The following is a 7,140-nucleotide window of genomic DNA, read 5'->3' as shown; positions in this document are numbered from 1 at the left end:
CCGCCTGGCCCGCCGGGGCCTTCGGGCCGGCGGGTGCCGCGGGGCCCGGAGGCACCTGCGGGCCTGGGGCCGCACCGGCCGCGTACTGCGGCGTCTGCGGGCCTCGGGTGTCCGTCACAGTTCCCCCCTGGGATCCATGAGAATCATGGGAGTCGGTCGCCTCCGTGGCGGAGCCACGGCCGCCGTCCGTTCCCGTATCGGTCGAACCGGCGCCCGTGGCTCCGCTCACGATGACTCACTCCTCGCTACTCGTCCGAGGACCGCTCGTCCTCGTCCGTGCCGGCCGTGCCGGCGACCGTCTCGATCTCGTCCGGGTCGTCGACCACCCCGTCGACTTCCTCGGCCTCACGACCGGCCTCGGCGTTGCGTGCGATACCTACGACGGCATCGCGCTTGCCCAGGTTGATCAGTTGGACGCCCATGGTGTCACGGCCCGTCTCCCTGACCTCGTTGACTCGCGTGCGAATCACACCGCCGGACAGTGTGATGGCGAGGATCTCGTCCGTCTCCTCGACCACCAGCGCGCCGACGAGCGAGCCGCGGTCCTCGACGATCTTGGCAGCCTTGATACCCAGACCGCCGCGGCCCTGGACGCGGTACTCGTCGACGGCGGTCCGCTTCGCGTACCCGCCGTCCGTGGCAGTGAACACGAACGTACCGGGTCGGACGACATTCATCGAGAGGAGCTCGTCCCCCTCGCGGAAGCTCATCCCCTTGACGCCCGAGGTGGCACGGCCCATGGGACGCAGCGCGTCGTCCGTCGCGGTGAACCTGATCGACTGGGCCTTCTTGCTGATCAGAAGCAGATCGTCCGCTGCCGAAACCAGCTCGGCCCCGATCAGTTCGTCATCGGAACCGTCCTCCGTTTCGCGGAGATTGATCGCGATGACACCACCCGAACGCGGTGAATCGTAATCCTTCAGCGGCGTCTTCTTCACCAGACCGCCCTTGGTGGCGAGCACCAGGTAGGGCACCGCCTCGTAGTCGCGGATCGCGAGGATCTCGGCGATCGCCTCGTCCGGCTGGAAGGCCAGCAGGTTCGCGACGTGCTGCCCGCGCGCCTCCCGTCCGGCGTCGGGGAGCTCGTACGCCTTGGCGCGGTAGACGCGTCCCTTGTTGGTGAAGAACAGCAGCCAGTGGTGTGTCGTCGACACGAAGAAGTGGTCGACGATGTCGTCTTCCTTGAGCTTCGTGCCCCGTACGCCCTTGCCGCCGCGCTTCTGCGAGCGGTAGTCCTCGGTCTTGGTCCGCTTGATGTAGCCACCGCGCGTGATGGTCACCACGATGTCCTCCTCGGCGATCAGGTCCTCCATGGACATGTCGCCGTCGAAGGGCACCAGCTTGGAGCGGCGGTCGTCGCCGAACTTCTCGACGATCGCGGCGAGCTCCTCGCTGATGATGGTGCGCTGCCGCTCGGGCGAGGCCAGGATCGCGTTGTACTCGCGGATCTTCGCCTGGAGCTCGTCGTGCTCGGCGACGATCTTCTGGCGCTCCAGGGCGGCCAGCCGGCGCAGCTGCATCTCCAGGATGGCGTTCGCCTGGATGTCGTCGATCTCCAGGAGGCCCATGAGGCCCTCCCGCGCGATCTCGACGGTGTCGCTGCGCCGGATCAGCGCGATGACCTCGTCGATGGCGTCCAGGGCCTTCAGGAGGCCGCGCAGGATGTGCGCCCGCTCCTCGGCCTTGCGCAGCCGGAACTTCGTCCGGCGGACGATGACCTCGACCTGGTGCGCCACCCAGTGGCGGATGAACGCGTCGAGCGACAGGGTCCGCGGCACGCCGTCCACCAGCGCCAGCATGTTGGCGCCGAAGTTCGTCTGCAGGTCGGTGTGCTTGTAGAGGTTGTTCAGGACGACCTTGGCGACCGCGTCCCGCTTCAGGACGATGACCAGGCGCTGGCCCGTGCGCGACGAGGTCTCGTCCCGGACGTCCGCGATGCCGCCGATCTTGCCGTCCTTCACCAGGTCGGCGATCTTCTGCGCCAGGTTGTCGGGGTTGACCTGGTAGGGGAGCTCGGTGACCACCAGGCACTGGCGGTTCTGGATCTCCTCGACCGCCACGACCGCGCGCATCGTGATGGAGCCGCGGCCGGTGCGGTACGCCTCCTCGATGCCCTTGCGGCCCACCACCAGGGCGCCGCTCGGGAAGTCGGGGCCCTTGATGCGCTCGATCAGCGCGTCCAGGAGCTCCTCGTGCGAGGCCTCCGGGTTCTCCAGGTACCACTGGGCGCCGGCCGCGACCTCGCGCAGGTTGTGCGGCGGGATGTTGGTGGCCATGCCGACCGCGATGCCCGCCGAGCCGTTGATCAGCAGGTTCGGGAAGCGGGCCGGCAGGACGGTCGGCTCCTGGGAGCGGCCGTCGTAGTTGTCCGTGAAGTCGACGGTCTCCTCGTCGATGTCGCGGACCATCTCCATGGACAGCGGCATCAGCTTGCACTCGGTGTACCGCATGGCGGCGGCCGGGTCGTTGCCCGGTGAACCGAAGTTGCCGTTCGAGTCCACCAGCGGCATCCGCATCGACCACGGCTGCGCGAGGCGCACCAGCGCGTCGTAGATCGAGGAGTCGCCGTGCGGGTGGTAGTTGCCCATGACGTCGCCGACGACGCGGGCGCACTTGTAGAAGCCCTTCTCCGGCCGGTAGCCGCCGTCGTACATGGCGTACAGCACGCGGCGGTGGACGGGCTTGAGGCCGTCCCGCACGTCGGGCAGCGCACGCGACACGATGACGGACATCGCGTAGTCGAGGTACGAGCGCTGCATCTCGGTCTCGAGCCCGACGGGCTCGACCCGCAGGGAGAACGCGCTGTCCCCGTCCGGGCCGGTCGGGTCGATCGGGGTGAGCGGGTTGATCGGAGTGTTCTCGTCGGTCATTGCTGGTGCAGATCCTTTCCGATGCGGTCAGCGGACCGACTCAGATGTCGAGGAAGCGGACGTCCTTGGCGTTGCGCTGGATGAACGCGCGGCGCGCCTCGACGTCCTCGCCCATCAGGACCGAGAAGAGGTCGTCGGCCTGGGCGGCGTCGTCGAGCGTGACCTGGCCGAGGACGCGGTGCTCCTGGTCCATGGTCGTGACGCGCAGCTCCTCGGCGTTCATCTCGCCGAGACCCTTGAAGCGCTGCACCGAGTCGTCGCGGATGCGCTTGCCGTTCTGCCGGCCCAGTTCGATCAGGGCGTCGCGCTCACGGTCCGAGTACGCGTACTCGAAGTCGTCGCGACCCCACTTGATCTTGTAGAGCGGCGGACGGGACAGGAACACGTGCCCGGCCTCGACCAGCGGCCGCATGAAGCGGAACAGGAAGGTCAGCAGCAGGGTGTTGATGTGCTGGCCGTCGACGTCGGCGTCCGCCATCAGGATGATCTTGTGATAGCGGAGCTTCTCGATGTCGAAGTCCTCGTGGACCCCGGTGCCGAAGGCCGAGATCAGCGCCTGGATCTCCTGGTTCTGCAGGATCTTGTCGATCCGCGCCTTCTCGACGTTGAGGATCTTGCCCCGGATCGGGAGGATCGCCTGGTACTGGGGGTTGCGGCCGGACTTGGCCGACCCGCCGGCGGAGTCGCCCTCGACGATGAAGATCTCGCACTTGGTGGGGTCGTTCGACTGGCAGTCGCTCAGCTTGCCCGGCAGCGACGCCGTCTCCAGGAGGCCCTTGCGGCGGGTGAGGTCGCGGGCCTTGCGGGCCGCCACGCGCGCGGTCGCCGCCTGGATGGACTTGCGGATGATGTCCGCGGCCTCGTTCGGGTTGCGGTCCAGCCAGTCCGTGAGGTGCTCGTGCACGACCCTCTGGACGAAGGTCTTCGCCTCGGTGTTGCCCAGCTTGGTCTTCGTCTGCCCCTCGAACTGGGGCTCGCCGAGCTTGACCGAGATGATCGCCGTCAGACCCTCGCGGATGTCGTCGCCCGTGAGGTTGTCGTCCTTCTCGCGCAGCAGCTTCTTGTCGCGCGCGTACCGGTTGATGAGACCGGTGAGCGCCGCACGGAAGCCCTCCTCGTGCGTGCCGCCCTCATGGGTGTGGATGGTGTTGGCGAAGGAGTACACGCCCTCGCTGTAGCCGCCGTTCCACTGCATCGCGACCTCGACGGAGAGCATGCGCTCCCTGTCCTCGGCCTCGATGTCGATCACGGTGGGGTGGACCACCTCGCCCTTGCGGGAATTGAGGTACGTCACGAAGTCGACGATGCCGCCCTCGTAGTGGTACGTGACGGTCTTGACCTCTTCGGGCTCGTCCGCACCGGCCTCGTCGGCGCCCACCGTGGCCTTCGCCGAATCGCGCTCGTCGGTGAGTTTGATCGTCAAACCCTTGTTGAGGAACGCCATCTCCTGGAAGCGCCGCGAGAGCGTCTCGAAGGAGTAGTCCGTCGTCTCGAAGATGTCCCCGTCGGCCCAGAAGGTGACCGACGTGCCGGTCTCCTCCGTGGCCTCGTGCTGGGCCAGCGGTGCCGTCGGGACGCCGAGCTTGTAGTCCTGCGTCCAGCGGTGGCCGTCGGTCCTGATCTCCACCGCCACCTTGGTGGACAGCGCGTTCACGACGGACACGCCCACGCCGTGCAGACCGCCGGAGACCGCGTAACCGCCGCCGCCGAACTTGCCGCCCGCGTGCAGCACGGTCAGCACGACCTCCACGGCGGGCTTGCCCTCGGAGGGGACGATGCCCACCGGGATGCCGCGTCCGTTGTCGACGACGCGGACGCCGCCGTCGGGCAGGATCGTGACGTCGATCGTGTCCGCGTGGCCGGCCAGCGCCTCGTCGACGGAGTTGTCGACCACCTCGTACACGAGGTGGTGCAGCCCGCGTTCACCGGTCGATCCGATGTACATGCCGGGTCGCTTGCGGACCGCGTCCAGACCCTCGAGGACGGTGATGGCGCTGGCGTCGTACGAGGCCGTGACCTCGCCGTTCGAGGCGTGGGCCTCGATCTTGGCGCCCTCGCCGGTGGACGGGGTGTTCTCGTTGGGGTTGCCGGAATCGGCCACGAAGCGCCCTTTCTGGCACAGCACAGGCCAAGCTCCGGGGTCCTCCTCGGGGGAGGCTCGGAGCGGCTGCGGCGTGATGCGTCGGTAAGCCTTAGTCAGCGTTGCTCGGTGTGTCCCACAAGTGGGGCGGGATTAGCTTCCAGTCTACCGGTAGCACTGACAGTGATGGGGGTTTGCCGGTACCTGAGTCCGCATGTGCCGCCCTGAACCGGTCTCCACCGACTCCCCATATGCGGACCCGGGGCCGAGGAGGCGCAGAGCGGCACTCAGCGCTTCGGGGCGTCAACCCCCCGCTACGAAGGGCATACCGTCCGGTCTGGCTCACCCGTAGGTGTCGCCGGGACCCGTGCTGCCGGGGGCGCGCAAGGGGCCGTAGCGGTGGGCGGGACCACCGGGACCCAGTACCTTGATCAGCCGCACGGTGCCATGCCCGAGGTCCGCGTTCAGGCGTGCGACCAGCTGCGGGGCGAGCAGCCGCAGATTGGTGGCCCAGGCCGTCGAGTCGCACCGCACGATCAGTACGCGCTCGTCCTCGTCGTATTTCTCCGGTACGCAGTGCTTGGCCAGGTCGTCCCCGACGATCTGCGGCCAGCGGCCCATGACCCCGCCGACGGCGGCCGGGGCCTCCCAGCCGCGCTCGGTGATGAGCCGGCTGATGGCGGACCCGAGGGCCATGGGGTCGCGCCCGTCGGCGTGCGCGCCGGAGCGCAGGCCGCCGCGACGCGCCTGCTTCCGGTCCCGCACCGCGTCCCCGCGCGCGCGTGCCCGTTCCTTCGCCGCGCGCAGCGCCACGCGCGCGAGGTCGACCCCGGAGGGCTCGGGGGGTACGGGAGACCCGGAAGGGCCGGAAGGCTTGGCGGGCCCGGAGGACTCCGGGAGGCCGGGAGGACCGGGAGGGCCGGGAGGGCCGGGAGGATTTTCCGGCTCGGGTGTGTTCCGGCTCATACCCGCTCCACCGCGCCCTCGGACACGGCGTACCGCGTCCCCGTCAGCACGTCCGGCACGTCGTCGTCGACCGCGGCCGTCACCAGCACCTGCTCGCCGGGGGCGACCAGCTCGGCGAGGCGTTCGCGGCGGCGGGTGTCCAGCTCGGCGAACACGTCGTCGAGGACCAGCACCGGCTCGTTGCCCTCGGTCCGCAGCAGGTCGTACGAGGCCAGGCGCAGCGCCAGCGCGTACGACCAGGACTCGCCGTGCGACGCGTACCCCTTCGCGGGCAGCCGGCCCAGTTTGAGCAGCAGTTCGTCCCGGTGGGGGCCCACCAGGGTGACGCCCCGCTCGATCTCCTGCTTGCGGGTCTCCGCCAGGGCCCCCATCAGCTGCTCGTACAGTTCCTCGCGCGCGTGGCCGGTGATCCCGGGGGACGAGGCCCGGTACTCCAGGGCCACCGGGCCGCCCCCGGGCGCCAGCTGCTCGTACGCCTTGTCGGCCAGCGGCTGGATCGTGGCGATCAGGTCGATCCGCTGGGCGAGCAGCTCGGCGCCGACCCTCGCCAGGTGCTGGTCCCACACGTCGAGCGTGGACAGGTCCATCGTGCGACCGCCGTGGCGGCGGGCGAGCGCCGCCGACTTCAGGAGCGTGTTGCGCTGCTTCAGGACCCGCTCGTAGTCCGAGCGCACCCCCGCCATCCGCGGCGAGCGCGCGGTGACCAGTTCGTCGAGGAAGCGCCGGCGCTCGCCGGGGTCGCCCTTCACGAGCGCCAGGTCCTCGGGCGCGAACAGCACGGTGCGTACGATGCCGACCACGTCACGGGGTCTGACCTGCGAGGACCTGTTGATGCGGGCGCGGTTCGCCCGGCCCGGGTTCAGCTCCAGCTCCACGAGCTGCTGCCGCTCGCCCTGCCGGACATTGGCCCGGATGACCGCCCGCTCCGCGCCCATCCGCACGAGGGGCGCGTCGGACGAGACCCGGTGGCTGCCGAGGGTGGCGAGATAGCCCACGGCCTCGACGAGGTTGGTCTTGCCCTGTCCGTTGGGCCCCACGAACGCGGTGACGCCCGGATCGAGCGGGACCTCGACCCGGGCGTACGAGCGGAAGTCGGCCAGCGACAGATGCGTGACGTGCATGGTCGTTCGCCGACCCCCCTCAGGGCTGTGGATCCGCGGCGCGGACCTGTGGACTGCTTTTCCTTCTCCCGGGCCGCCCGACCGTCCGGGCCGCCCGGACCGG

At 69.4% G+C, this 7,140-nt stretch carries 4 protein-coding genes and 1 pseudogene; all 5 read right to left on the bottom strand.

The window, feature by feature from the left end:
* A pseudogene (locus tag HO151_RS07550) lies at nt 1–229 on the bottom strand (hypothetical protein); the annotation flags it as partial.
* 16 nt (nt 230–245) lie between these two features.
* The gene (gene gyrA, locus HO151_RS06695) at nt 246–2,870 is read right to left on the bottom strand and encodes a DNA gyrase subunit A (protein WP_254594788.1); all 2,625 of its coding nucleotides are present in this window, start codon (nt 2,868–2,870) and stop codon (nt 246–248) included.
* A 40-nt stretch (nt 2,871–2,910) separates the two neighbouring features.
* Nucleotides 2,911–4,971, bottom strand: a complete 2,061-nt coding sequence (gyrB, locus tag HO151_RS06690; protein WP_173895165.1) for a DNA topoisomerase (ATP-hydrolyzing) subunit B — start codon at nt 4,969–4,971, stop codon at nt 2,911–2,913.
* Between the two features lie 321 nt (nt 4,972–5,292).
* A complete protein-coding gene (locus tag HO151_RS06685) occupies nt 5,293–5,763 on the bottom strand; it encodes a DciA family protein (protein ID WP_173895164.1) in 471 nt (156 codons plus the stop codon).
* A 149-nt stretch (nt 5,764–5,912) separates the two neighbouring features.
* Nucleotides 5,913–7,037: a DNA replication/repair protein RecF gene (gene recF, locus HO151_RS06680; protein WP_173895163.1), complete on the bottom strand. Its 1,125-nt coding sequence runs from the start codon at nt 7,035–7,037 to the stop codon at nt 5,913–5,915.
* Nucleotides 7,038–7,140 lie beyond the last annotated feature (103 nt).

This window comes from Streptomyces sp. 8P21H-1, assembly GCF_013302945.1.
This window is presented reverse-complemented; position numbering and strand designations above follow the sequence as displayed.

Bases quoted from the DNA above. Each gene is read 5' to 3' on its own strand.
- gyrA (WP_254594788.1), bottom strand. From the start codon at position 2,870: ATGACCGACGAGAACACTCCGATCAACCCGCTCACCCCGATCGACCCG.
- recF (WP_173895163.1), bottom strand. From the start codon at position 7,037: ATGCACGTCACGCATCTGTCGCTGGCCGACTTCCGCTCGTACGCCCGG.